Source organism: Mycobacterium gallinarum (genome assembly GCF_010726765.1).
GTDB classification, from domain to species: Bacteria; Actinomycetota; Actinomycetes; order Mycobacteriales; family Mycobacteriaceae; genus Mycobacterium; species Mycobacterium gallinarum.
On sequence record NZ_AP022601.1, the window covers coordinates 2,587,819 to 2,611,210 of the forward strand.

Consider the following 23,392-nt stretch of genomic DNA (forward strand, 5'->3'; position numbering starts at 1 on the left):
GCATTCGGCCCACCGTGCGAAAACATGGTTCTAAAATTCGGGGAATGAAGTTTCCGGCGACACCCCGTGTTTGGACGCCGACAGCGTTGCTGCGGCTCGCTGCGGCAACCGTACTGGCGACTTCGGGCATCGCCGCGGCGAGCGTGCCTGCGACTGCTCAGGCTCCGCTACACAACGTGAAATACACGGTGTTCGCCGAGGGGCCTGCGTACCTGAAGATCTACTACCGCGACGTCGACCCACCGAACTGGGCCGACTACAGCCACAACCCCTACGCCTACACCCCGAAGGTCGAGGCCGACGTCGGACCGAATCAGCAATGGAATCTCGACGTGCAGCTGGCCAATCCCGACGAATGGGCGATGGTCGTTGCGCAAGGCGAACCCGGCCTGACTCCCAATGTTCATTGCATCCTCGCGGTGGACGGCGTCGTCGTCGCGACGGATCAACGGCCCAAGGGCGCGCTCTGCTCAATCCGCAACTGGTGAACGCTGATTCACTCGTCCGTGGGAAGTGGCTCGCCCTCCAGGCGGCGGATCCATTGCTCGCAGTACGCAAACGTCTCGGCATGACCGGTGGTGATGCCCAGCGCGCGCTCCATCACCAGCCCCTGGGACACACTCGTCGCGAACACCGTCCACACCACAGGCGGAACGTCATTGGATGCGACGCCGTACCGATCGAGCGCGGCGGCGATCGCGGCGTTCTGTTCAGCCCGGAATCGTTCCGCGTGGTAGACGATCTCGGCACGCAGCGCCTTGCGGTGATTCGCCAGGCCCATGAATTCCATCGTCAGCCTCGTCGCCTCGGGCTGCGTGCTGAACCTCCACAGCGACCACAACGGCTGCGGCGACTTCAGTGCTGTCTGCAGCACACTGAGCCCGGCTTCTGCCATCCGGCGGAACACCGCGAGGAAGAGATCCTCCATTGTGCGGAAGTAGTAGTGGACGAGCTGGGGTTTCAGTCCGGCCTTTTCAGCGACCCGGCGCGATGTGACCGCGGCGTAGCCCTCCTCGAGAAGCAGCTGCTCGGCGGCATCGAGGAGCACACCCCGGTTCTTCGCCTCCGGCGCCCCGATCCTTCGCACCGATGTCATGGCGTCAGTCCTCTTTTCCGACGTCGCGTGTTACGACACGCCGATCGTAGTGCCGACCGGCCGCGCGTCCTTGACCCTGACCTTAACGCCATGCTAAGCAGGTGCTCAGCATATTTGGCTAGCCGGCTCGTCGATGCGACCGATTCAGTCACACCCACGACGCGAGTAAGCGCCGACCTTGGAGGGCTCACAAGACGATGACCACAGATTTCGACTCGGTCGACTACTTCACCGATCCGTCGTTGGTGCCCGATCCTCACCCGTATTACGACCATGTACGCAGCAAGGATCCGGTGTGCTGTCCGATCAACAACGGCGTGCTCGCCGTGACCGGCTGGGAAGCGGCGAACTCCGTCTACAAGGACACCGAGAACTACTCGTCCTGCGTCGCGGTCATGGGGCCCTTCACGCCGATGCCGTTCACGCCTGAGGGTGACGACATCTGCGCGCAGCTCGAGGAGCACCGCACCGAGATCATCATGCACGAGCACATGGTCACGATGGATCCGCCGCATCACACCGACGCGCGGTCCGTTCTTTCGCGCCTGCTGACGCCGAAGCGCCTCAAGGAGAACGAAGACTTCATGTGGCGGCTCGCCGACCGCCACATCGATGAATTCATCGCCGCGGGCCACTGCGAGTTCCTCAATGCCTACGCCAAGCCGTTCTCGCTTCTGGTGGTCGCCGACCTGCTCGGCGTGCCCGAAGAGGACCACGAGGATTTTCGTCAGGCGTTCGGCGCCCAAGGCGAGGGAACCAACATCGGCAGCCTCGACCACGAAGTGATCGCCGTGAACCCGCTCGCGTGGGCGGACGAGAAGTTCTCGCAGTACATCGAGGAACGCCGAGAGAACCCGCGCGACGACGTGCTCACCTCGATTGCGACCGCGAAGTATCCCGACGGTTCGACCCCCGAGGTGGTCGATGTGGTGCGGACCGCGACGTTCCTGTTCGCGGCCGGACAGGAGACGACCGCAAAGCTGCTCGGCGCGGCCATGCGGGTGCTGAGCGACCGGCCGGACATCCAGCAGCAGCTGCGTGACGACCGCACGCTTATCCCCGTGTTCGTCGAGGAGTGCCTGCGGATGGACAGCCCGGTGAAGAGCGTGTTCCGAATGGCCCGCAAGACAACGACACTCGGCGACACCCCGGTGCCCGCGGGAACCACGGTGATGGTGAGTCCCGGTGCCGCCAACCGCGACCCTGCCCGCTTCGAGAATCCACACGAGTTCTCACTCGAGCGCAAGAACGTGCGCGAGCACATCGCGTTCAGCCGTGGCATTCACTCGTGCCCAGGCGCGCCCCTGGCGCGTGTGGAAGGCCGGGTATCGATCGAGCGCATTCTCGACCGGATGGCCGACATCACCGTGAGCGAGGAGAAGCACGGGCCGATCGACGCGCGGCGTTACGAGTACGAGCCAACGTTCATCCTGCGCGGGCTGACCGAGATCAACATCGAGTTCAGGCCCGTCGGCTAGGAACCTGCCGGGGCGGGCCTGAGCTGCTCGCCGCTCTCCCATCGCGGGAAGCCGTCCTCGCGCGTCACGCAACTGAGGAACATGCCGTCGGGCGCCTGGGCCACCTCGCCGTCGTAGCCGGCGCAGTCACTCATGTAGTCCTTGATTCCGCGCATCTCCGGTGACCGGAACCAGCGCGGTTCGTATCTTCTCGGCGTTCCGCAAAAGACCAGCCGGCCCCACGACGTCACACCGAATACGTAGTACTTGGTGTTGTCGCCGCAGTACGAGCCCAGTACGACACCCGGTTTGATGCCCGGGACACAGCTGGGCTCGTTGCACTGGGTCGGTCCGGCCGCGGCCGGGGGCGACGCGATGATCGAACCTGCGGTCAGGGCTGCAGCAAGCACTGCGATGGTGGATCGCACCCGATCATTCTCACATGTGAGGGAATCAAATTCTCGCTTTCGAAGAGGATCGCTACCGGTCAAGATAGGCTCTAGAGTCATGCGTGGACACAAGATCGCCGCTGGCGCACTAGCAGCACTGACCGTCGCCGCGACCCTCAGCGGCACTCCAACGGCCCGCGCATCGGACTTCGGCGTCGAACTTAACGGCACCTACCATTACCACGCGAACGGCGACATCGCGCTCGTCAACGATGTGAAAAAGCAGATGCCGACCATCGACGAGACGTGGACGCTGTCTTCCAGTTGTGTCAGCCCCGTCGAATGTGAAGGTACGGCAACGAGTTCGGCAGGGTGGACCGCCCGGTTGTGGTACGGCTATCCGAACACCTATTGGGTGGTCGACCGCAATATTCCCGAGTGGCAGTTCTGCCCCGGCGGCGGCGTCGCTCCCGGTGAACAGAGGTTTCAGTTCTCCGGCGTCGACGTGGTGGCCGAGGAAGCCAACAAGAGGATCACGAACTTCCTGGTGGGCCGCCAGCGCACAATAAGTCCCAGCGGCTCGTGCGGCACCAACAAACCCCTCGCCATCGAGACACCGATGAAGCTGGAGCAGATTGCCTAGGGCGCCTAGCGCAAATCAGGTCGGCAGCAGGTCTTTCCACGATTTGGGAGTATGACCAGTGGCGACATTCGTCAGAGTCTGCACCTGTCCGTCGGGTGTCACGAACTGACCGGTGTCTGGGTCGTAGGGCACCGCGGCGACGGAGGGTCCGCCGGATTCGTTGCCGCGGAACGCACTCGGCGTAACCGGCGCTCCACCGCCGTGTGGCACCTCCGTTGACGGCGCGGGTACGACAGCGCCAGCCGGCGCGGCCGGGATGGGCACACCGTTCACCGAATTGCCCGGCGGCGGTGGCGGCAGGGGTGCAGGTGACGGCGGCGGTGGCGGCATCGGCGGCGCCGCCGGGGGCGGTGCGATCGGCGTGTACAGCGGATTGGGAACACCGGGAGGCGTCCCCGACGGCACGGCGCCCGGAGGCAGGGGTGTCCCCTCGATCGGTGCGTAGATCCGTTCCTGGAAGTCGACCCGGTCATCGACCTGGAAGCCTTGCGCAATGATGTTGGGGTCAATCGGATATGGCCCTGTCGAATGAGGACGGAGGGCAATGGGCTTGTAGCCCTCGGGGTCGTTGCAGAGTTCAACGGTTGGGGCACGCTTACCCGGGTGTCCCATGCACGGATAGTTTCGGGCGCCGCGCACGCCGATCGGCGAGTCTTGGGGCAGTTTGCAGTACAGATCATCTGGCGTGTCGATGGTCGTGGTGTCCGCGGGTGAACGCCACTGGGACGGCGGTAGGAAGCCGACCGTGCACGGCACCGGATCGGAGATGGTGAGCGAGAAGTCGCTCAGCGCATACCCGGTGGGGTTGTTCTTGCCGAGGCCAAAGCCCTGCTGGGCGGCCAGCGCATTGGGGAAAACCACCAGCAGCTGCTCGATCGAGGGGTTGTACGTGACGAGGATCTGTCCCAGCGTGGTCAGGTTCGCCAGCAGGATGGGCAGCGTCGGCTTGATCTGGTTGAGCAGCGCCGAGACCTCTTGTGTGAAGCCAGGTCCCTGCTGCAGGAGTGCGCGTATCTGAGGATCGTTTTGCGCGAGCTGGGCGGTGACCCCCTCCAGGCTGCGCGCCCACGTCCGGATGGAGTCGGCTGTCTCGGCCTGCGAATCCAGCAGCGGACCACTGTCGTCGATCAAACCGCGCGACTCATCCGACACGCTGTTGAGTTGCTCGGTCAGCGTCGCACCGGAGTCGATCAGCGAGCCGAAATCGGGCCCTGCGCCGTTGAACGCCTTGAATGTCTCGTCGAGCAGATCGGAGATCCTGTCGCCGGGGATGCTGTCAACCAGCTCGCTGACCTGGTCCAGCATCGGGCCGACCTGCTGCGGGATCGTGGTGTTGGACACCGAGATTCGTGAGCCGTCCTGGAGGTATGGACCGGAATCGGTGCGTGGCCGCAGGTCCACGTACTGCTCGCCGACCGCCGACACGCTGAGCACGTTTGCCTCGAGATCCGCGGGGACTTTCGGCGATGTGTTGAGTGACAGCACCGCTTCGGCACCGTTCTCGGTGAGCTCTACCGACTTCACCTTGCCGATCTGCACCCCGCGATACGTCACGTTGGCGAAGCGGTAGAGACCGCCTGCAGCAGGCAGTTCCAGCGTGACGGTCAGCCGGCCCACGTTGAGCAGTGTCGGCAACTGCATGTACGCGAACAGCATCACCGTCACGCCGACGATCGATGCGATCGTGAAGATGATCAGCTGGTTGCGGACGAAGCGGGTCAGCATCAGCCACCACCTCCCGCCGGCGGTGCCGGCAATTCAGCTCCCGCCGGCGGTGCCGGCAATTCAGCTCCCGCCGGCGGTGCCGGCAATTCAGCTCCCGCCGGCGGTGCCGGCAATTCAGCTCCCGCCGGCGGTGCCGGCAACTCAGCTGGTGCCGGTCCGGCGGGCGCTTCGGCGCCAAAGGGACCGGCGAAGATCTGCGAGCCCTCCAGCTTCGGCTCGGATCCGAACTGCGGTCTGGACGGAGGCGGCGGAACCATCGGTAGCACCGGCCCGAACATGGTGTTGATCTGCGCTCCCGGAGCCGCATCGGGCGCGGGCGGCAGGTCGCTTGGCGGCGGCGCGACGCCCACCATGATCGGGTCGTAGGCGTAGTTCAGGAAATACGGATCGCCCGGGGCGGGAATGAGCTTGGCGTTCTGATCACCCCATCGGGTGCCGAGCAGGATTCCGCGCTTGAAACGCGGATAAGTCAGGTCGAACGTGGCCATGAGGTTGATGTAGTCGCCTTTGGCGATCTTGTCGGCGAATGCCGGGCCGTACGGAAACGCCGTCGCGAAGATCAGCGCCTGACTGAGATCGGGGCCGATGTCGGCGAGCGATTTGAGTGCCGGTTCGAGGCCTTGCAAGTTTTTCACCAAATCGTCGCCGGCATCGTTGACCAACTGGGTCGCGGTGTCGCTGAAAGTCCCCAGCTTTTGCAGCGCCGTGGTGAGGTTCGGTCGCTCTTTCACCAGCACGTCTATCGCGGGCGGAATCTCTCTGAGCGCCCGGTCGATCACGTCGCGTTGACTGGCGAACTTTCCAGCCACGCGGTTGAGTTGCTTGATGGACTCGATGATGTTGTCGCGCTGGGCATCCAGCGTTCCCACGAAATCGTTGAGCTGGGTCAGCAATTCACGGATCTGTGGCTCCCGCCCCGACAGCGCAGCGCTGAAGTTGTGGATGACATCGCCGATCTGCCCAAGCCCGCCCGCGTTGACGATGGTCGACAGCGACGACAGCGTCTGCTCGGTGGTCGGATAGGTCGACGACTGGTTCAAGGGCAGGGTGGCACCGGGCTGTAGACGACCGCTCGGCTGTTCGTCCAGCGGCGGATTCAGCGCCAGATGCATCGATCCCAGCAGGCTGGTCTGCCCGACCGAGGCCACGGCGTTCGCAGGGACGACCACATCCGGCTTGACGGATATCTCGACGTTCGCATGCCAAGCGTCAACGGTCATCTTGCCGACACTGCCGACGATGACGTCGTTAATCATGACGGGCGAATTCGATTCCAGCGTCGCGACATTCGGGACCTGCACGGTGTACTGCACCGAGTCGGGCCCGCGGCCGACCGCACCCGGCAGCGGCAGCGAGTTCACACCCTGATACGCACAACCCGTCATCGTCAGAGCCAGGCAGCAGCCCGAAACGACCATCACCTTCACACCGTTGCGACGGATCATGACGGCGGCGTCCCTTCCGCAGGCAGCAACGGACCCGGTGGCGGGGGGGCAGGGCTGGGCGGAAGCAACATGTTCTGGACCGAAGGCGTCCCCGGTCCGGGTTGTATGTTGGGCGGACCCGGAATCGGCGCGCCTGGAAACAGCGCGGGAGACGGTATCGAAGGCACTTCGTCGTGTCCGTAAAGGCCGCGCGGCATATCGGGCAGTCCGACGCCCCCGTATCCGGGCGGCGGTGGTACGTCACCGGCACCGGTGTAGGCCGAGACCGCAGGCAGCGGCTCGAGTGGATCACCCGGCCCGGTACCGCCCGGCGCAAGCTTGGGGTCTGTGTAAATGAGGTTTTCCGGTTTGGGGCTCGGTCGCAGGTATGGATTGATCGGCAGTGGCAGGTTGTTGAAGTTCAGCAGTCTCAGCGCCGGACCGAGGTACTGCTCACAGAGTTTCGCCGTCTCGGGCGCAGTGGTATTGGCGACGCCGCCAATCATGCCGCAGATGAAGTACACCGGGTTCGAAAAGTTGACGAAAGAGAACGCCCCACTCACGCCGCCGGTCGGCGGGTAGTAGATGTTCAGATAGTTTGCGATGGCGTTGGGCGCCACATGCAGGACATTCTCCAGGGGCAGCCGGCTGTCGACCAGGTTCTGGGTGACAGCGGCCAGGCTTCTGATCTGCTCGGCGGTCTGTTCGCGACTGCCCGCGACGAACCGTTGCACCTCCCCGATCGCAACAGACAGATCCGACAGCGCCGCGTCCAGATCCGACCTGCTGTTGTCCACCACGCTGGTCAGGCTGGCCAGGCGGTTCTGGAACAGGACGATCTGCTGCTTGCTGTCGCGCAGCGCGCTGACAAAGACCTGCAGGTTCTTGATGATGTCGACGATGTTGCCGCTGCCTTCGGCGAAGATCCTTGCGACACCTGACAATTCGGCAAGCGTCGATCGAAGCTTCTCACCGTTGCCGTCCATCGCGTTGGCGGCGCTGTCGATGAACCTGCCGATGGAAGTGTCGGTTACCGCGCCCTGCGAGCCGGGCTTGGGCCCCAATTCGGTTGCCAGTCGCATCAATTGGGTTTTGACCTCATCCCACTCGACTGGGACCGCGGTCCGGTCACTGGGAATCACCGCGCCGTCGGCCATGGTGGGCCCGTCACCCTCGCGATATGCCGGCGTGAGCTGCACATACCGTGCGGCGATCAGGTTCTGCGCGACGATCACCGCTTTGGCGCCCGCAGGCACCGGCACGTCGCGGTCGACCTCCAGGACCAGCTTGGTCTGCGTGCCCTCGGGTTGGATGCTCTCGATTCTGCCGACCTTGACGCCGGACACCCGCACCTCGTCGCCGGGATAGATGGCCGTGGCCGTCGGAAAGTACGCGGTGATCTTGTTTGGACCGAAGAAGACCTGGCGCACCAGGAACGCGGCTCCGGCCACAAGCACCACGGCCAGCAGCACGGCGACCCATGTCGCGAGGCGCTTACGGGTTGCCATCATCGGGGAGATCTCCTGGTTGTGGAAGCCCGTTGACGGGGAACGGAAGTTGCGCGCGCGGACCGGCGGTGTCCGGCGGTTGCCCGATGTTCTCACCGTTTCTGAAGCCGAACGCGTAGTCCAGGAACGGCTGCAGCAGCTGCGCCGGTTGGATGTTGGGGACAAGCGCGTTGTAGTAGGCGCCGTTGGCGACGATCTCGCCCTGGGTCACCTCGTACTTGCGCACCCCCGCGAGGGCCTTGGTGATGTTGTCGCGGTTCTTCTCCAGCATCTGGTTGACCGCGTTCATCTTCTCCAGCGCCGGCGCGAGTTCCTGTTCATTCTCGGCGACGAGACCGGTGAGATTCCGCGACAGGGCCGACGTGTTGGCCAGCAGGTCGACGATCGCCTGACGCCGATCGTTGAGCACACCGAGGAGGTCGTTGGCGTTGAGAATCAACGAGTTGACCTGCTGACTGCGCTCGGACAGGATTCCCGTGACATCGCCTGCGGTTTTCAGCAGCTCGGCCAGGCTGTCGTTGCGTCCGTTGAGCGATTTCGACACCCGCGACAGGCCGTCGAAAGTCGGTCCCAGTTCCGGAGCCACCTGGTCGAGCGTCTGTGCCAACGTGTCCAACGACTGGTTGAGAGTGTCGGTCTCGGTTTGCGCCGTGTTCGCGGTCAGCTCACTGACCGCGTCGGTCAACGAATACGGCGACGACGTCCTGGTGACCGGGATGGTTTGATTCGGCGACAACGTGCCGCTGCCCTCTGACTCCAGCGCAAGCACGCGCTCGCCGAGCAGCGTGCCGGTGCGGATGTGCGCGGTGGTGTCCGAACCGAGCGCATACTTGCCGTCGATCGTGAAACCAACCAGCGCCTCGCCGTTTTCGAGTTCGATCGACGACACCGAGCCGACCTTGATGCCTGAGACAGTCACGTCGTTACCGGCTGCAAGACCTCCGGCCTCGGTGAACACCGCTTGATAACGCAGGGCGGTGGCCCACGAGTACAGGCGTTCGGGCTGCAAGCCGATCATGATCACCAGGATGATCAGCACCACGCCGATGAAGCCGGCCCTGATGAGAGAGGATCCGCGGTACTTGTTCATTCGTCCCGGCACCTCCCCGTCTCTTGCCTGATCCAGGGGAACTGCACAGTACGGCCCTCGAGATCGCTTGCCCGAAAGGCGATTCCGCAGATGTAGTAGGGGAAGAACGCGCCGTAGGAGCCCACCCGGGCCAGCTTGCGATAGATATCGGGCAGACGCTGCAGCGTGGCGTCGAAGGTGGCCTTGTCCGCGTCAAGGTATTCCGCGAGCCGCTTCACCTGGTCGACGGTGCCGTCCAGCGGCGGCCGTGCCCGGCCGAGGAGGTCGGACAACGAGGCGGTGCCGTTGTCGAGTGCGGTGATCGCCTCACCGATCGGGTCACGATCCTCCGAGAGGCCGCGCACGAGTTGTTCGAGCTTGTCGATGGCCTCGGTGAATTGGTCCCCGTCGTCGGACAGCGTTTTCAGCGTCGTCTTGAGTTCGTCGATCAGTTGCTCGATCACGGCGCTGTTGTCCGCCAGCGCATTCGAGAACGACGACGCCCGCGAGAACAACGATTCGATGGTGCCGCCCTGGCCCTGCAGAATCTGGAGCAGCGATGCCGACAGCGCGTTGACATCCTGCGGGTTGAGGCCTTGGATGACCGGCTTCAGCCCGCCGAGCAGCAGGTCAAGATCCAGCGCGGGCGCCGTGCGGTCAATCGGTATTTGGCCGCCAGCGGGCAGGATCTTTGTCGATCCCGGCGCATCGACGAGTTCGAGGTAGCGGTCGCCGACGAGGTTGAGATACTTGATTTGCGCCTTGGTGCCGTCCGTCAGCTTGATGTCCCGCCCGGCGTCGAACTTCACCAGCACATTGCGATCGGCGTCCAGCGACACCTCCTGCACCGTGCCCACCCGGATGCCCGCCACCCGGACGGTGTCTCCGGTTTCCAGTCGGGACGCGTCATCGAATACTGCGGAGTAGTCGTTGGTCGAACCGGTCCGCACTTCGGCGAAAGTGGCGAACAGGAACGCGGTCAGCAGCACCATGACGATCGCGAAGATCCCGAACTTGATGAATGTGCCCCGCATGCGCGTCACCCCGGCATTCCGATCATCGCACTGTTGCGGGGCGGTCCCGGGATGGGACCGAACAGCCACTGCTTGAGTCCATCGGAGTTGAGCAAGATCCCCTGGTTTCCATACTTGAACGGGTTCGAGCCGGAATCTGAGACGAGGAACGGCACCCGGAACTCAGGCGGGACGTCGGGCAGACCCAACTCCTTGCAGAAGGACCGACCTCCAGTGGAAGCCGCGACCTTGGGTAGGTCCTCGGGCCAGCGATAGCGCTCGGTCCCCAGTGTGAGACCGGCATTGAACAAAATGTGCGAATACTGGAAATTTCCGGCATTCACGAAGGGGACCAGGGCGCCGACGCCGCAGGCCAGCATCTCGTGGTACTCGCCGAGCAGTGATGTGGTCGGCACGAGAACGTGCAGAAGATCCGTCAGGGCCTGGCGGTTGCCGCCGATCACATCGTTGCCGATATCGGCCAAACCGATTGAGCTGATGAGAAATTCGTCGAGAGCCTGCTGTTCTTCGACGATGGAATTGCTTAGCTGGATCGAATTCTCGAAGGTTCCGATCAGGTCGGGCGCGGCGTCGCCGTAGGCGGTGAACGCCGGGACCGACGCTTCGATGTCGCGCGATAGATTCGGCAGGCTCTGATTGATCTTGGCCAGGAACGCGTTGAAGTCTTCAAGACTGCGGCCGATCTTCTCGCCGCGGCCGTCGAACGCCGTCGCGACCGCGCCGAGGGTCTCGTTGAGTTTCGCGGGGTCGATCTTGTCCAGGACGGTGACGAGGCGCTGAAAGACGGTGTTGATCTCAGTGGTGACATGCCGCCCCTCGATCACCTGTCCCCCGTGCAGTCTCTGCGATTCAGGGTTCGCTGGAGGGAGGAGATCGACGAACTTGGCACCGAACACCGTCGTCGACGTGATGTCCACACCGACGTTCGAGGGAATCAGGTGCAGCTGAGACGGATTCATGTCCAGCTTCAGGACGGCCTGCCCGTCTGGCCTCGTCGCGATAGAGGCGACCCTGCCAACCTCCACGCCGCGCATCTTCACCTTCGCGTCGGGGTTCATGACGAGACCCGCACGATCCGAGACCACCGTTACCGGAACGGTCTCGGTGAACGAGCCTCGGAAGAGACCGATACCCAAGGCGAATACGACGACGATCGCGACGAGTCCGGCCAGGCCGGCCAGTGCGCGCGCGGTGATCGAATTCATGGCTGTAAGTCGCTTATCCGGAGAGGTTGAAGTTGCCGTTGGAACCGTAGACGGACAGCGACACCAGCAGCGTCACCGAGACGACGACGATCAGACTGGTGCGAACCGCGTTGCCCACTGCGACGCCGACACCGGAGGGCCCGCCGGTGGCGAAGTAGCCGAAGTAGGTATGGATCAACAGGATCGTGATCGCCATCAAGATCGCCTGCAGGAATGACCACAGCAGGTCGATCGGGTTGAGGAAAGTATCGAAGTAATGGTCATACAGCCCGCCGGACTGGCCGAACAGCACCACCGTGGTGAACTGGGAGGCGACGAAGCTCAGGATGACCGCGATCGAGTACAGCGGGGTGATCGCGATCATTCCCGCAATGATGCGCGTGCTCACCAGGTACTCGACCGGCCGGATCGCCATCGATTCCAGCGCGTCGATCTCCTCGTTGATCCGCATGGCCCCCAATTGCGCAGTCACTCCCGCGCCGAAGGTTGCCGCCAAGCCGATACCTGCGACCACCGGTGCGGCGATACGCACGTTTATGAAGGCCGCCAAGAATCCGGTCAACGCCTCGATCCCGATGTTGCCGAGTGAGGAATAGCCCTGCACGGCCAACGTGCCGCCGGCGGCCAAGGTCAGGAAGCCGACGATCACGACGGTACCGCCGATCATCGCCAACGTCCCTGCGCCCATGGAGATCTCGGCGATCAACCGGATGACCTCCTTGCGGTAGTGCACGAAGGCATGCGGAATCCCGCCCAGCGACTTCGCATAGAAGATCATGTGGTCGCCGATGCCGCCCAGCCACTCCACCGGACGGCGCGCCGCGGTCGAGGTCCGCGGAAACCTGGACTTGAGAACCGTTGATGTGCCCATCCGCTACCCCGTCGTCATCCGGATGCCGATGGCTGTGACGAGCACGTTGATCACAAACAGCGCCATGAACGCATAGACCACGGTCTCGTTGACGGCGTTGCCTACCGCTTTGGCACCACCACCAGTGATGCTCAACCCCCGGTAACAGGCGACCAGTCCGGCGATCAAGCCGAACAGGAGAGCCTTCACACACGAGATGATGACCTCGGGCACCCCCGTCAGAAGCGTGATACCGGCCGCGAACGCCCCCGGGTTCACGTCCTGGATGAAGACCGAGAACGAATAGCCACCCAGGATTCCGATGACCACCACAAAGCTGTTGAGCAGCAATGCGACCAGACCCGCGGCCAGCATCCGCGGTGTCACCAACCGCTGCACTGGGTTGATACCCAGTACCTCCATCGCCTCGATCTCCTCACGGATGGTTCGCGACCCCAGGTCCGCACAGATCGCCGTCGAACCCGCCCCCGCCACGATGAGCACTGTCACAAGCGGACCGATCTGGGTGACCGCACCGAACGCCGCACCCGCGCCCGACAGATCGGCCGCACCCAGCTCGCGAAGAAGAATGTTGAGCGTGAAGCTGACCAGCACCGTGAACGGGATCGCCACGAGCAACGTGGGCAGCAAAGCGACCCGTGCGATGAACCAGCATTGCTCCAGGAACTCACGCCACTGAAACGGCCTGCGGAACACAAATCGCACCGCATCGGCCGACATAGCGAAGAGACCGCCGATAGCCTGCATCGGGCCTGCAAAGCTGCTCAGCTGAGGCAACCCAGGCGACCACCGCTCCGGCCCGCTACCCCGCGCCATAGGTGGCTCCTCCCACGATGGTCACTGCTGACACCCCCGCCGACCGAAAGACATTGTGCACCAAGTTGATTTGAGTCCCCACAGATCTCCCCGGCGACAGTCGTCCCGTCGGATTCGATGAGTTATAGCCCCCCGCAGCCCCTCGGTGAATCCGACACCTTCATAGCCGATCACGCCGATGCCCGCGTAGGAACCGCTGATTTCGGGGGATAACCCCCTTCTGCGCGGCACCTGGGTGCCGATCGAAGTGACGTTGGGCATTTGGGCTGTATCCCTGGCCTCTCTCGTTGTCTAGGTGACGGCCCCGGCCGTCTTCAGCTCGATGATTCGGTCCCAAGCCAATCCGAGTTCCAGCAAGACTTCGTCAGTTTGCTCTGCAAATCCCGGAGCGGGGCCGGTTTGGGGTGGACTCACATCGAACTGCACTGGATTCGCGACCAATTCGAGTTCACCCGCTGACACCAGATAGTCGTTGGCGCGGATCTGCGCGTCTTCGACAGCCTGCAGGGTGTCCTGCACCGGCGCCCACGGTCCGAGCAGCGTTGAGAAGCGCTGGCTCCACTCCGGCAGGGTGCGCTTCTGCATCGCCTCGCTGAGGATCTCGTTGGCCGTTGCGGTGTTCTCCGCGATCGACTCGGCAGTCGCGAAGCGCGGATCGTCGGCGAGTTCGTCGAGATCCATGTGCTTACAGACATCCGCCCAGAACTTGGTGGGCTGCATCATCACAAAAGAGATGTAGCGATCGTCGGCGGTCGGATACAGGCCCACCAGCGGGTTGAAGGGCGAACCTTGCGTCCCTGGCGGGAAGGCCTCCATCCGTTGACCGAGATGCTTCGTCAGCGCGACGGTGTGCCCGAGCGACCACAGGCCGCTCCCCAGCAGCGAGACGTCCACCACCGATGGCTCACCGGTGCGCTCGCGCTTGAGCAGTGCGGCGGCGATCCCGCCCGCGAGGTTGGTGCCCGAGATGGTGTCGCCGTAGGCGGGTCCGGGCGGACCGACCATGCCGGGTGTACCCGGCGGCGTGATGGTGGCCGCCGTACCCGCGCGGCACCAGAACGCCGTCATGTCGTAGCCGCCCTTGACCGACTCCTCGCCTCGGGGTCCCAGCGCGCTGCCCCTGGCGTAGATGATCGTGGGGTTGACGGCGCGAATGTCCTCGACGTCGATGCCGAACTTCTGTCGATGTCCCGGCAGAAAGCTCGTGAGGAACACGTCAGCGCGCTTGGCCAGTTCCAGCAGCACCTCTTTGCCCTCGGGCACCGACATGTCCAGACCGATGCTGCGCTTGCCGCGGTTGGCGTGTTCGATGTTGGGGTTGGGATCGCCCTCGACCCGCAGCAGCCCGGTCTGGCGCAGCCCGCGCTGCGGATCGCCGGTCACCGCGTGCTCAACCTTGATGACATCGGCGCCCCATTCGCGCAGTACGGCGCCCGCCGACGGCACGAAGCCGTACATCGCGACTTCGAGGACGCGGATTCCGTCAAGCGGCGCACTCATCAGCTCACCACCGTCGCAAACGTCTTCGACTCGAGAAACTCCTCGAGCCCCGCGGTGCCCATCTCGCGGCCGATGCCCGACTGCTTGTAGCCGCCGAACGGACTGTCGGGGCTGAAGTAGTTGCCCCCGTTGATCGAGAAGGTGCCCGTCCGAATGCGGCGGGCGAGCGCGAGCGCACGGTCCTGGCTGCCGAACACGGCACCGGACAACCCGTAGATCGAGTTGTTGGCGATCCGCACCGCATCGTCGTCGTCTTCGTAGGCGATGACCACGAGCACCGGACCGAAGACCTCTTCTTGAGCGATCTCGCTGTCGGGGTCCACGTTGGTCAGCAGCGTCGGGGTATAGAAGTAGCCCGGGTCGACCTTCTCGCCTCCGGTGACCAGCGTGGCGCCCGCCTCGACGGCGCGCTGCACCATGCCGTCGACCTTGTCGCGCTGTTTGTCGCTGATCAGCGGACCCATGTACGTACCGGGGTCGGCTGGGTCGCCATAGCGCACCAATGCGAAATTGTTCTTGATCATCTCGACGATCTCGTCATGATGACTGCGCGGCACCAGCAGTCTCGACGTCAGCGCGCAACCCTGACCGGCGTGGGTGACCATGCTGAAGGCCGAAAACAGCGCCGCGGTGTTGAAGTCGGCGTCGTCGAGCACAATCGCCGCCGACTTGCCGCCGAGTTCCAGGAACACCTTCTTGAGGGTGTCGCTGGCCGCCGACATGATCCGGCGGCCGGTCGGTGTGGAACCGGTGAAGGTGACCATGTCGACATCGGGGCTGGTGGTCAGCGCGGCACCGACCTCGGGATCGGCGCCACTGAGGACGTTCACGACGCCGGCGGGGATGTCGGTGTGGTTGGCGATCAGCTCCCCGAGCGCCAGCGTGATCAGCGGGGTGTCGGGGGCGGACTTCAGGATCACCGTGCAACCCGCCGCGAGTGCCGGCGCGAGCTTGGCCAGCGCCAACTGGTTCGGATAGTTGTAGGCGATGATCGCGGCGACGACGCCGCCCGCTTCCTTCTCCACCCAACGGTGGTGCTGCATGCCCCGGCTTTCGATGTTCCCGAGATCCTCGGTCATCGGGTAGGTCTTCAACAGGTCTGCGTAATAGCGGACGATCGCGATCGGCTGGTCCAATTGAGCGCCCTGGCACAGCGCTTCGGTCGCGCCGACCTCGGCGATGGTCAGCGCGGCGAGTTCGTCGCGGTGGTCGACCAGCGCCTGGTGCAGCTGGTCGAGGCAGCGGATCCGCAATTCGGTGTTGGTCGACCAGTCGGTCTCATCGAATGCGCGCCGCGCAGCGGCGACCGCTGCTTGGGCGTCGCCGACGGTGGCGTCCGGTGCGTGTCCGAGCACCTCGCCGGTGGCCGGGTTGAGGCTGGGAAACGTCCGAGACGTATCGAGTAACTGCCCGTCTATCAGCAGTCGCCTATCGGCACCGCGTGCGGCGGTGTCGGCGGCTGACCCGTTACCCGTGATGGTCGTTTCCTGCATCATCCTCCTCAGCACACAGCCCATGTGATGGAAACTTCATTCTCATCACCGGCGAATCATACATTCGTATCAAGAGAACTCAAGGAAAAGACCGGAACTCTCACTGCCTGCACTTAACGGTGCGACAATCGCCGACGAAACGTCTCACCTGTGCGAATCTGACCTCTACCGTGTCTTGCGGGATTGCTACACCCGAGAGTACGGTTCTCATAATCGGAAGGACGATTCTTAATGCATGACCGGCAGGTGTGGAGTTGAAGAACGCTGTCGTGACCGGAGGTGGCTCCGGCATCGGGCAGGCAGTGGCGCACCGGTTGCGCGCGGACGGCATGAATGTGGCGATTCTGGACCTCAATCCATCGGACGCTGACAACTCGTACGTCGCCGACGTCACCGACCGCGCTCAGGTCGACGCCGCCCTCGATGCCGTGCGCGCTCAGCTCGGTCCGGTGACGGTTCTGGTGAACGCCGCGGGGCTGGAGAAGTTCAAGCGATTCACCGACATCTCGTTCGAGGAGTGGCAGCGGGTCGTCGACGTGAACCTCAACGGCGTCTTCCACTGCATCCAGGCGGTGTTGCCCGACATGATCGAGGCCGGCTGGGGGCGCATCGTCAACATCTCGTCGTCGAGCACGCATTCCGGCCAGCCGTTCATGTCCCCGTATGTAGCGGCCAAGTCGGCGGTCAACGGACTCACCAAGTCACTGGCCCTGGAGTACGGCCCCAGCGGAATCACCGTGAACGCGGTGCCGCCCGGCTTCATCGACACCCCGATGCTGCGTAAGTCCGAGGAGCGCGGCTACCTCACCGTCCAGCAGAGCATCGACTCGACGCCGGTGCGGCGCATCGGGAAGCCCGAGGACATCGCGGCCGCCTGCGCGTTTTTGGCCTCAGAGGAGGCCGGCTACATCACGGGTCAGATCCTGGGCGTCAACGGCGGCCGGAACACGTAACCAAACACCAGCCAGATCGAAAGGACATCTCAGTGGGACGAGTACAGGGAAAGGTCGCCTTCGTCACGGGCGCGGGTCGCGGACAGGGTCGCAGTCACGCCATCCGGTTAGCCGAAGAGGGCGCCGACATCATCGCCGTCGACCGATGTGAAGATTTCGCGACAGTTGGCTACCCGATGGCCACACCGGAGGACCTGGAGGAGACGGCGCAGTTCGTCGAGAAGACGGGACAGCGTGTCGTCACCGCGCAGGTCGATGTGAGTGACGCCGCGCAGCTGAAGCACGCGCTCGAGGCAGGTGTTTCTGAGCTCGGCGGGCTCGACATCGTCGTCACGTCGGCCGGAATCGCGGGCATGAAGGGCTCGGGTGACATGGCGGCCTGGGTAGACGTCATGAATACCAACCTGATTGGCACCATGAACGCCATCCACGTGGCACTCCCACACCTCCGCGAAGGTGCGTCGATCATCGCCACCGGGTCCACCGCGGCCCTGATGGACGTCAGTAAGAACGACAACCCGGGCACCGATCCCGGTGGCGCCGCGTATCTCCATTCGAAGCGCCTGTTGTCGCAGTATGTCCACAACCTCGCTGCCGAACTCGCGCCACGAGGCATCCGCGCGAACGTGATTCACCCGACGAACTGCAACACTCCGATGTTGCAGAGCGAGCCGATGTACAAGTCGTTCCGTCCCGACCTGGAGCACCCGACGAAGGCGGACGCCGAACCCGTGTTCTACGTCCAGCAGGCGATGAAGGTGCCTTGGATCGAACCCGAGGACATCAGCAACATGGTGCTTTTCCTGGCATCGGACGAGGCCCGGTACATCACCGGCACCCAGCAGCGCGTCGATGCCGGCGGATACCTGAAGTGGTACGACTACCACATTTAAGAGCGGGCACTATCTGAGAAGGGGACACGGTGAAGGTTTTCGTCGACTCGGGACGCTGCCAGGGCCACACGCTGTGCTCGATGATCGCGCCAGATTCCTTCGAGCTCAGCGATATTGACGGCACTGCCTCGCCGGTGCACGAAGTGGTGCCGCCCGACCAGGAGGACGCGGTACGCGAAGCCGTGCAGTCGTGCCCCGAGCAGGCCATCTCGATAGAAGAGTGAGATCACTTCAACGGCAGGGAGACAAGCCTTGACTGTCGACGACATCCGCGCCGCCGACAACGAGCGGAAGAAGAATCGGTATCACTTCGACCGGCACACCCCGGAGTATCGGGTGCAGTTCGAGAAGATCACCGAAGAGATGCAGTCCAAATGCCCGATGGCCTGGACTGATGTCTACGACGGACATTGGGTTGCCGCCGACAGCAAGCACGTGTTCGAGTTGGCTCGCTGTCCGGTGGTGTCCAACGATCACGACATCAACGGAGAGCGAAAGGGCTATCAGGGAATAACGATCCCAAAGGCGCAACGAGCCACGGTCGTGCGGGGCGGCATCCTGGAGATGGACGAACCCGAGCACAGCATCTACCGCGGCACGTTGAACCCCTACCTCTCCCCTGCCGCGGTCCGGCGATGGCAACCGTTCGTCGACGAGATCACCCGGGCGGCCCTCGACGAAAAGATCGAGTCGGGCCGCATCGACTTCGTCGACGACCTGGCCAACATCGTGCCCGCGGTGCTGACGCTGGCGATGATGGGCATCGAACTGAAGAAGTGGCCGGTCTACAGCGAGCCCGCGCACCTCTCGGTATCCACCCCGGAGCATTCGCCCGACGCCGCCCGCGTCGCCGAGATGAACCGCCAGATGGGTATCGACATGATCACCACCATGATGGAGGTCCGCGAGCACCCGCGGCCCGGGTTGATCAACGCACTGCTGCAACTGCGTATCGACGGTGAACCGGCCCCTGACCTGGAGATCCTCGGCAATCTCGGGTTGATCATCGGCGGCGGCTTCGACACCACCACCGCGCTCACCGCGCACTCGCTGGAGTGGCTGTCGGAGAACCCGGACCAGCGCGAGCTGCTCAGCCGCGAACGCGAGACCTTGCTGAACCCGGCCACCGAGGAGTTCCTACGCTTTTACACGCCGGCACCGGGCGACGGACGCACCTTCGCCGACGATGTCGAGGTCGAGGGCACGAAATTCAAAGAAGGCGAGCGACTGTGGATTTCGTGGGCCATGGCCAACCGCGACCCGTCGGTCTTCGAAAAGCCCAACGAGCTCATCATGGACCGGAAGGGCAACCGTCACTTCAGCTTCGGGATCGGTGTTCACCGTTGCGTGGGCTCCAACGTCGCCCGCACGGTCTTCAAGTCGATGCTGACCGCGGTGCTGGACCGCATGCCCGACTACGTCTGTGACCCCGAGGGCACCGAACACTACGAGACCATCGGTGTCATCCAGGGCATGAAGCATCTGCCGGCGACGTTCACGCCGGGCAAGCCACTGGGTCCGGGACTGGACGAGACGCTGGAGAAACTTCAGCGGATCTGCGATGAACAGCATCCGGCCCGACCCATCACCGAACACAAGGACGCTGTCGTCATCGACTGATCGGAACCGAGATTTGCTACGAGATGGTTTGATAGGCACCGGCGAACGGAATTGGGAGGACGCGATGAAATCCGTCAAGGTCCTGGCCGCGGTGGCCGCCGCCGTCCTCATGACGCTGGCAACGGTGGTCGCGCCACCAGCGAACGCCTTCTGGAATTACGGCAACTACGATCTCCAGACCAACAGGTACGAGCGGGCGTCGTGGTTCTGGTTCGTCGCGCGATGCGGCGCCGGAGAACCGGATTGCAGGTACATCAGCGCGGCGCCCCGGCTGAAGTTCTACAACTACTATCAGGGAAACGCCTACCTGGCCAACGGCCAGTGGACGCTCAAGGTCGACGTGTCCGACGGTCTGCAGTGCCTTCCCGGTTACGCCATGCCCACCCACGAAACCTATGTGTGGGACGACACCTCGTTGACCGGCACCATCACCTCGAACTACGACGTCGGCTGCTTCAACGGCCCGCCCGGACAGCAGTTCTGGACGTTCAGACTCCAACGCCTATAGGCGATTTCGGTGCGCGGACGACCGCTCAGCGACCGTATGCGCACCGAAATCACAAGACGTAACGTTGCCGAATTCCGTTGAACCGCGCCCACATCTGCGCGACGCGCTCCTCGGGAGTGACGGTCACGGTCGCGGGTGGCAGCGCATCGGCGAGCTGCGCGCGCTTGACCACCCGGGTGTACAACTCGGCCGGCTCACCCTCCAGCATGTGCCGGTAGGTGATGTTGCCCCGCTCGAAGCCCTGCGTGTCGATCCAGTTGTGATAGCCCGGATCATCGTGCGCCAGCACCAGCCGCACCTTGCCGTCGCTGTCCACCGCGGTGCGGCTCGGCGTGTAGCTCACCGGCCGGTAGAGGTAGTCCATGCTGTTGAAGAAGACACCCATATTGGTGAACATCCACAGGCCCTCATGCGCGTCGAACTCGATGATGAGCGCCTCGTCGGCGGCCAGCACCCAATGCATATTGGTCGCGGCGCGACCGCGTTTCGCATCGGCGTCGGTCGCGCCGGCGGCCGGAAAACGGTTGGGATTCGCGGCGTCCACCCCGCCGTAGCGGAACGGGAACTCCGGCCAATCGTCCATCAGGCCGGTGACGAAGTCACCCGCCCAGCCCATCGCGTCGATCATCGACACGGGAGTCGGCGCAGGCTTGGGAGTATCCATGCCGACACGTTCTATTTGTAGGCGAGCAGGCCGCTCGTCCCAGGAGTCGAAACCCTGGCGGATGAACAACTTGCGCGACCCCGCCGTGGTGGGTACCCAGTTCGTCCCGCGTTGCTGGCCGCCGACCCAGACCTCGAAGCTGCCGTCGTCGGCGGACGTGAGCTCGTGGCCGAACAGATTGGCCTCCGGGACGTCGCCGAATGGTTCGTGGAGTACGCCAGGACCGTCGGATCGCGGTCCCTGCACGGTGATGTTGAGAAATCGTGCGGTGCCGCGGTTTCCGACGACGCGATACGTCGATTCGCCGTCGATCCACGCCTGCTGATAGAGGAAGTCGGCGCAGTCGCCGCCGAGCTTGCGCGTGGGATTGCAGAACGTATGAATCGCCGGATAGCGGGTGTCCCTGGTCTCCAGCCCCAGATCGAAGGCCTGACCGAGGTTCTGCGTCAAGAACCTGAAGCCGTCGGCCCGCTGCAGACCCGAGGTGGGGTTCAGATCCTTGAAGACCCGTTCGCCGGCCACCTTGAGACGGTCGCAGAAGTCGATCCACGCGGCGTGCAGCGCAGCGTCATCAGAACCGTCTCCAAGCGCCACAGTTATCCCCTACACACCAAGTCGTTTCAGCATCGTCGATACCATCTCGCAGCCGCGACGCACCGCCTCGAAACGGCCCTCGGCCTCGATACGAGGGCCGATCAACTCCAGATCGAAGCCATGGCTGTAGCCGCCGGCGAGTACCTGCCGGAGGAACGGCTCGATCGGGATCGTCCCGTCCCCCGGGACGGCGCGGGCCGGGAGTGCCCGGTCACCGAGGACGTAGTCGCTGAGTTGAATTTGCAGCGTCCGCGGCAGCGCGCGTTCGACGAGACCGCCCAGGTCGGCCTCGGCCCAGCAATGAAACAAGTCGATACAGACACCGACGCCCGCCATCTCGGCCAGTGTGATCGTGTCGCGCAGGGTGTGCGCGATGTGGATGTCCGCATAGAGAGCGGATGCGTTTTCGATGGCAAGTGCGACGCCGGCGTGCTCTGCTTCACGTAGGCATGGAGCGACCGCCGCGCAGAAGCGTTCGGCGGCCTGGCCCCAGTCCAATTCACCTCGACCGCCCGTCAGCATGTACACCACGCGAGTTCCGAGAGCGGCGGCGTTCTCGATGACGCGGGACAGCCGGTCGCCGGACTCGAACAGGTGGTACACGGTGTCGACCGAGTAGCCGTGTTGCTCGATGAGCGGCACCAGCCCGGGTTCACCCAGCTGGGAATCGATCAGGCTCAGCCGGGTGAGTCCAAGTGCGGACCACATCGAATGTTGCTCGGCGAACGGCGTGCCGAGAAACGTCACACTGTGCACCGATAGCCGACTATGCACCCTCACCTCCGCTGTTCGATTGCGACACCGAATCGATCACGGAACGGCTGGAATTCTTCGTGCAACGCCTCGAGATCCTCACCGATGTCGGTGAGGAGTTCGGTCGAATAGCGGAACTTCCCGTGCCGGTCGCCCGGGTTGTTCTCCAGATAGGCGCGCATGGCCGTTCGGGCATCGGCGCTCAGGGTCCGGCCGCGGAATTCGTAGTAGCGGGCGACGGTGCCGACGGGGTCGGCAAGGAAATCCGTGTAGCGCACGTGCAGGATCCGGGGATCGTCGGTGAGCGGGTTGGTCATGGTGTTGGCGATGCTTGCCCGCGTCAACTCGAGATGCGTCTTCGCCGCCTGCTGTAGGTCGATCGGGCCGACGATGCCTTCGAGGATGTCGGCCATCATCATCGTGCGCGACGCGGCGACCTGCACGGGGTCTCGGTGCAGCCACAGCAGGGTCGCGTCCGGATAGCAGTTGAAGAACTCCCGCAGACGAAAGCCGTGGAATCCCTTCAGAACCCACTGCTTGCGCGGACGTCCGTACTGGAACTGTTGCAGCATCGCCTTGTGGATGCGGTACTGTGCGGCGTCATCGGTGGGCAGACCCCCGACCACCGTCTGCATCGGAACCCGCCACCACGCGGTCGGTGTCATCACGCGGAAGTCGAAGGCCCAGGTGCGTTCGTCCTCCGGCAGCCCCGCGCCGAGCATGTCGTTGTAGGGATGGCTGTGCAGCCATTTCGGCATCTGTGCGTTGATCTCGCGCCAGTCTGCGTCGGCGCGCTCCCGGCGAGGGTCGTCATCGCCGGCCATTCCGGGTGGCGGGGACGGATACATCACCTCCCAGAACCGGAGCGCCCGCGCATCGGGATCCACCGACATCAGGGCGTGCATCAGGGTGGTGCCCGAGCGCGGTTCGCCGGTCACGAACATCGGCCGCTCGATCACTTCGTCGGCGACCGGATACCGGTGTCGGTCCTCGAAGAACTCCAGTCGCGAGGTGAGCAGCCAGTGGCATACGTCCTCAGCCCGCGCCCTACCGTCGGCGTCCAAGCCGATGCCGTTGAGAAGGTCGACGGCCGTGGCGAATCGCTGCGGCAGCGTGGCGTCGCCGTAGTCCGTCAGACCGGTGCCGGCCTGCGCCCGGTTCAGCATCTTCTGCGCGT

Annotated in this window: 23 protein-coding genes; 8 read left to right on the plus strand and 15 right to left on the minus strand. The window is 63.9% G+C overall.

Annotated features, from left to right (window positions below; genetic code table 11):
* Positions 1–44: 44 nt before the first annotated feature.
* Positions 45–488, plus strand: coding sequence for an Rv2576c family protein (locus G6N42_RS12515; RefSeq protein ID WP_163729880.1), 444 nt, complete (start codon positions 45–47; stop codon positions 486–488).
* 8 nt (positions 489–496) lie between these two features.
* Here G6N42_RS12515 and G6N42_RS12520 read toward each other — a convergent pair whose 3' ends face one another.
* Positions 497–1,096, minus strand: coding sequence for a TetR/AcrR family transcriptional regulator (locus G6N42_RS12520; RefSeq protein ID WP_163729881.1), 600 nt, complete (start codon positions 1,094–1,096; stop codon positions 497–499).
* Positions 1,097–1,293: 197 nt separating this feature from the next.
* On the opposite strand from G6N42_RS12520, the gene G6N42_RS12525 reads away from it, so the two are divergent.
* Positions 1,294–2,574 carry a cytochrome P450 gene (locus tag G6N42_RS12525; RefSeq protein WP_163729882.1) on the plus strand — a complete coding sequence of 427 codons (1,281 nt, stop codon included), beginning with the start codon at positions 1,294–1,296 and terminating at the stop codon, positions 2,572–2,574.
* Here the strand turns inward: G6N42_RS12525 and G6N42_RS12530 are convergent.
* Entirely contained in the window at positions 2,571–2,981 is a 411-nt protein-coding gene (locus tag G6N42_RS12530; RefSeq protein ID WP_163729883.1) for a hypothetical protein, read from the minus strand. The two genes, G6N42_RS12525 and G6N42_RS12530, sit on opposite strands and share 4 nt — an antisense overlap.
* A gap of 79 nt (positions 2,982–3,060) precedes the next feature.
* Between G6N42_RS12530 and G6N42_RS12535 the strand changes: the two genes are divergently transcribed.
* Positions 3,061–3,585 (plus strand): Rv2253/PknI dimerization domain-containing protein, encoded by a 525-nt coding sequence (locus tag G6N42_RS12535; RefSeq protein ID WP_163729884.1) that lies wholly within the window; start codon positions 3,061–3,063, stop codon positions 3,583–3,585.
* Between the two features lie 15 nt (positions 3,586–3,600).
* On the opposite strand, the gene G6N42_RS12540 is transcribed toward G6N42_RS12535, so the two are convergent.
* The 10 genes from G6N42_RS12540 to G6N42_RS12585 all read right to left on the minus strand — a co-directional run bounded on the left by G6N42_RS12540 (position 3,601) and on the right by G6N42_RS12585 (position 16,230).
* Complete coding sequence (locus G6N42_RS12540) at positions 3,601–5,310, minus strand: MCE family protein (protein ID WP_163729885.1); 1,710 nt, start codon at positions 5,308–5,310, stop codon at positions 3,601–3,603.
* A complete protein-coding gene (locus tag G6N42_RS12545) occupies positions 5,310–6,755 on the minus strand; it encodes an MCE family protein (protein WP_163729886.1) in 1,446 nt (481 codons plus the stop codon). The genes G6N42_RS12540 and G6N42_RS12545 overlap by 1 nt, the downstream gene beginning before the upstream one ends.
* Positions 6,752–8,245 (minus strand): MCE family protein, encoded by a 1,494-nt coding sequence (locus G6N42_RS12550; protein ID WP_163729887.1) that lies wholly within the window; start codon positions 8,243–8,245, stop codon positions 6,752–6,754. The genes G6N42_RS12545 and G6N42_RS12550 overlap by 4 nt, the downstream gene beginning before the upstream one ends.
* A complete protein-coding gene (locus tag G6N42_RS12555) occupies positions 8,229–9,332 on the minus strand; it encodes an MCE family protein (RefSeq protein ID WP_163729888.1) in 1,104 nt (367 codons plus the stop codon). The genes G6N42_RS12550 and G6N42_RS12555 overlap by 17 nt, the downstream gene beginning before the upstream one ends.
* On the minus strand, positions 9,329–10,354 hold the full coding sequence (locus G6N42_RS12560) for an MCE family protein (RefSeq protein WP_163729889.1): 1,026 nt from the start codon (positions 10,352–10,354) through the stop codon (positions 9,329–9,331). The genes G6N42_RS12555 and G6N42_RS12560 overlap by 4 nt, the downstream gene beginning before the upstream one ends.
* A complete protein-coding gene (locus G6N42_RS12565; RefSeq protein ID WP_163729890.1) occupies positions 10,351–11,550 on the minus strand; it encodes an MCE family protein in 1,200 nt (399 codons plus the stop codon). Before G6N42_RS12565 ends, G6N42_RS12560 begins: the two co-directional genes overlap by 4 nt.
* A gap of 13 nt (positions 11,551–11,563) precedes the next feature.
* Complete coding sequence (locus G6N42_RS12570) at positions 11,564–12,421, minus strand: MlaE family ABC transporter permease (protein WP_163729891.1); 858 nt, start codon at positions 12,419–12,421, stop codon at positions 11,564–11,566.
* 3 nt (positions 12,422–12,424) lie between these two features.
* Complete coding sequence (locus G6N42_RS12575) at positions 12,425–13,237, minus strand: MlaE family ABC transporter permease (RefSeq protein WP_163729892.1); 813 nt, start codon at positions 13,235–13,237, stop codon at positions 12,425–12,427.
* A gap of 291 nt (positions 13,238–13,528) precedes the next feature.
* Complete coding sequence (locus tag G6N42_RS12580; RefSeq protein ID WP_163729893.1) at positions 13,529–14,737, minus strand: CaiB/BaiF CoA transferase family protein; 1,209 nt, start codon at positions 14,735–14,737, stop codon at positions 13,529–13,531.
* Positions 14,737–16,230, minus strand: coding sequence for an aldehyde dehydrogenase family protein (locus G6N42_RS12585; protein WP_434059578.1), 1,494 nt, complete (start codon positions 16,228–16,230; stop codon positions 14,737–14,739). Before G6N42_RS12585 ends, G6N42_RS12580 begins: the two co-directional genes overlap by 1 nt.
* A gap of 254 nt (positions 16,231–16,484) precedes the next feature.
* On the opposite strand from G6N42_RS12585, the gene G6N42_RS12590 reads away from it, so the two are divergent.
* The 5 genes from G6N42_RS12590 to G6N42_RS12610 all read left to right on the plus strand — a co-directional run bounded on the left by G6N42_RS12590 (position 16,485) and on the right by G6N42_RS12610 (position 20,204).
* Positions 16,485–17,183, plus strand: a complete 699-nt coding sequence (locus G6N42_RS12590; RefSeq protein ID WP_163729895.1) for an SDR family NAD(P)-dependent oxidoreductase — start codon at positions 16,485–16,487, stop codon at positions 17,181–17,183.
* A gap of 32 nt (positions 17,184–17,215) precedes the next feature.
* Positions 17,216–18,076, plus strand: coding sequence for a mycofactocin-coupled SDR family oxidoreductase (locus tag G6N42_RS12595; protein ID WP_163729896.1), 861 nt, complete (start codon positions 17,216–17,218; stop codon positions 18,074–18,076).
* A 29-nt stretch (positions 18,077–18,105) separates the two neighbouring features.
* Positions 18,106–18,300, plus strand: a complete 195-nt coding sequence (locus G6N42_RS12600) for a ferredoxin (protein WP_083125735.1) — start codon at positions 18,106–18,108, stop codon at positions 18,298–18,300.
* A 28-nt stretch (positions 18,301–18,328) separates the two neighbouring features.
* Positions 18,329–19,696, plus strand: a complete 1,368-nt coding sequence (locus tag G6N42_RS12605) for a cytochrome P450 (RefSeq protein WP_163729897.1) — start codon at positions 18,329–18,331, stop codon at positions 19,694–19,696.
* 64 nt (positions 19,697–19,760) lie between these two features.
* Positions 19,761–20,204, plus strand: a complete 444-nt coding sequence (locus tag G6N42_RS12610) for a hypothetical protein (protein ID WP_163729898.1) — start codon at positions 19,761–19,763, stop codon at positions 20,202–20,204.
* Positions 20,205–20,253: 49 nt separating this feature from the next.
* On the opposite strand, the gene G6N42_RS12615 is transcribed toward G6N42_RS12610, so the two are convergent.
* From G6N42_RS12615 to G6N42_RS12625, 3 genes are read right to left on the minus strand one after another with little or no spacing between them, the layout of a single operon-like run.
* A complete protein-coding gene (locus tag G6N42_RS12615; RefSeq protein ID WP_163729899.1) occupies positions 20,254–21,462 on the minus strand; it encodes a DUF1214 domain-containing protein in 1,209 nt (402 codons plus the stop codon).
* Between the two features lie 9 nt (positions 21,463–21,471).
* Positions 21,472–22,236, minus strand: coding sequence for a sugar phosphate isomerase/epimerase family protein (locus tag G6N42_RS12620; protein ID WP_163729900.1), 765 nt, complete (start codon positions 22,234–22,236; stop codon positions 21,472–21,474).
* Between the two features lie 2 nt (positions 22,237–22,238).
* Positions 22,239–23,381, minus strand: coding sequence for a sulfotransferase family protein (locus G6N42_RS12625; protein WP_434059617.1), 1,143 nt, complete (start codon positions 23,379–23,381; stop codon positions 22,239–22,241).
* Positions 23,382–23,392: the final 11 nt, after the last annotated feature.

Excerpts from the sequence above, each read along its gene's own strand:
- G6N42_RS12515 (WP_163729880.1), top strand. The coding sequence starts at position 45 with ATGAAGTTTCCGGCGACACCCCGTGTTTGGACGCCGACAGCGTTGCTG.
- G6N42_RS12520 (WP_163729881.1), bottom strand. The coding sequence starts at position 1,096 with ATGACATCGGTGCGAAGGATCGGGGCGCCGGAGGCGAAGAACCGGGGT.
- G6N42_RS12525 (WP_163729882.1), top strand. The coding sequence starts at position 1,294 with ATGACCACAGATTTCGACTCGGTCGACTACTTCACCGATCCGTCGTTG.
- G6N42_RS12535 (WP_163729884.1), top strand. The coding sequence starts at position 3,061 with ATGCGTGGACACAAGATCGCCGCTGGCGCACTAGCAGCACTGACCGTC.
- G6N42_RS12540 (WP_163729885.1), bottom strand. The coding sequence starts at position 5,310 with ATGCTGACCCGCTTCGTCCGCAACCAGCTGATCATCTTCACGATCGCA.
- G6N42_RS12545 (WP_163729886.1), bottom strand. The coding sequence starts at position 6,755 with ATGATCCGTCGCAACGGTGTGAAGGTGATGGTCGTTTCGGGCTGCTGC.
- G6N42_RS12550 (WP_163729887.1), bottom strand. The coding sequence starts at position 8,245 with ATGATGGCAACCCGTAAGCGCCTCGCGACATGGGTCGCCGTGCTGCTG.
- G6N42_RS12555 (WP_163729888.1), bottom strand. The coding sequence starts at position 9,332 with ATGAACAAGTACCGCGGATCCTCTCTCATCAGGGCCGGCTTCATCGGC.
- G6N42_RS12565 (WP_163729890.1), bottom strand. The coding sequence starts at position 11,550 with ATGAATTCGATCACCGCGCGCGCACTGGCCGGCCTGGCCGGACTCGTC.
- G6N42_RS12570 (WP_163729891.1), bottom strand. The coding sequence starts at position 12,421 with ATGGGCACATCAACGGTTCTCAAGTCCAGGTTTCCGCGGACCTCGACC.
- G6N42_RS12575 (WP_163729892.1), bottom strand. The coding sequence starts at position 13,237 with ATGGCGCGGGGTAGCGGGCCGGAGCGGTGGTCGCCTGGGTTGCCTCAG.
- G6N42_RS12580 (WP_163729893.1), bottom strand. The coding sequence starts at position 14,737 with ATGAGTGCGCCGCTTGACGGAATCCGCGTCCTCGAAGTCGCGATGTAC.
- G6N42_RS12585 (WP_434059578.1), bottom strand. The coding sequence starts at position 16,230 with ATGCAGGAAACGACCATCACGGGTAACGGGTCAGCCGCCGACACCGCC.
- G6N42_RS12610 (WP_163729898.1), top strand. The coding sequence starts at position 19,761 with ATGAAATCCGTCAAGGTCCTGGCCGCGGTGGCCGCCGCCGTCCTCATG.
- G6N42_RS12625 (WP_434059617.1), bottom strand. The coding sequence starts at position 23,381 with ATGCTGAACCGGGCGCAGGCCGGCACCGGTCTGACGGACTACGGCGAC.